The organism is Streptomyces sp. NPDC033174 (assembly GCF_055577795.1).
In genome coordinates this window covers 1-1,220 of sequence record NZ_JBVIPQ010000022.1, presented here as the reverse complement: position 1 = coordinate 1,220, position 1,220 = coordinate 1, and the positions used below count along the sequence as shown (strand labels likewise).

The following is a 1,220-nucleotide window of genomic DNA, read 5'->3' as shown; positions in this document are numbered from 1 at the left end:
AGAGTCTGTCTCATTTGGTGCTGGGCAGGTTCCTTGACACGAGCACAGCGAGCTGTCGCAACCGCTGGCAGTACTTGGCTGCTGCGGGGTCATTGATCTCAGGGATGACTCGGTCCAGGTCCTTGATGCAGCTCTGCAGGAGGATGCTGTTCTTCGAGTCGAGAGTGCCGCCGTTGTCGAGCCAACGAATAACGCAGCCGGCGATGTCCAATTCGAGAAGCCACACGTGTGTACCCCCGAACGTGGCACGTCGGAGGTTGTCGGGGAAGGGTTCGTGGCGGTGTTCCTCCCACAGACGATCTGCGGTCTGCACCTGCTCAGTCGATTCGCTCATTTGAACCATCTTTCAGTAGCCGTTGAGCTGGTTTGGCGTTCATCTTCATTCGGCGGTAGCAGATGAGGGCTGCCGCGATGCCTGCGAACGCCAGGAAGTGTTCGGCCTTGCGTTCATAGCGCCGGTGTAAGCGACGGCAGCCTGAGAGCCAGGACACCGTTCGCTCCACGACCCATCGGTGCCGGCCGAGCCGGTTCGACGGCTCGATTCCCTTGCGGGCGATTCGCTGACGGATGCCGCGTTTGCGCAGCCATCGCCGCAGGTGGGCGTAGTCGTAGCCCTTGTCGCCGTGGAGCTTGCCGGGGCGGCGGCGACGGGGTCCGCGGCGGGATCGGATCGGCGGAATGCCGCGGACGAGAGGCTGGAGGGCCTGGCTGTCGTGGAGGTTCGCCCCGGAGATTCCGATGGACAGGGGCAGACCGGTCCGCTCGGTGATCAAGTGGATCTTCGACCCGAACTTGCCTCTGTCGACAGGATTCGGACCCGTCAGATCCCCCTTTTCAGGGCCCGCATGTTGACGGAGTCGATCGCGCAGCGGGACCAGTCCAGCTCGCCGCGGGCGCCGAGTTCGTCGAGGATCAGGCGGTGGAGCTTGGCCCACACCCGGGCCTTCGTCCACTCGGAGAACCGCCGGTGGGCTGTCGCCCCCGACGGCCCGAACGACGCCGTAGGCAGCTGCTGCCAGGTGCAGCCCGACGTAGCCACGAACAGAATCGCCGCCAGCACCTCCCGGTCGCCATACCGACGCCGGCCACCGCCTTGAGGCCGCGATGGCGCCTCCGGAACCACTCGCTGGAACAGCTCCCACAACTCATCCGGCACCAGCCGCTCAACAATCCCCGCCACGACCGGCAGCCTACCCAAGCCGCCAAATGAGATCACTTCT

The 1,220-nt window shown here is 64.8% G+C and carries 2 protein-coding genes; both read right to left on the bottom strand.

What is annotated here, in order from left to right; translation table 11 throughout:
* Positions 1-10: 10 nt before the first annotated feature.
* Entirely contained in the window at positions 11-334 is a 324-nt protein-coding gene (locus ACZ5VC_RS33170; RefSeq protein ID WP_469123672.1) for a hypothetical protein, read from the bottom strand.
* A protein-coding gene (locus tag ACZ5VC_RS33165; protein ID WP_469123673.1) for an IS5 family transposase occupies positions 318-1,171 on the bottom strand; the annotation gives its coding sequence in 2 pieces (ribosomal slippage) (positions 318-832 and positions 832-1,171; 855 coding nt in all). Before ACZ5VC_RS33165 ends, ACZ5VC_RS33170 begins: the two co-directional genes overlap by 17 nt.
* Between the last annotated feature and the right edge of the window lie 49 nt (positions 1,172-1,220).

What these genes read in the sequence shown, in the direction of transcription:
- ACZ5VC_RS33170 (WP_469123672.1), bottom strand. Translation starts at nt 334, where the DNA reads ATGAGCGAATCGACTGAGCAGGTGCAGACCGCAGATCGTCTGTGGGAG.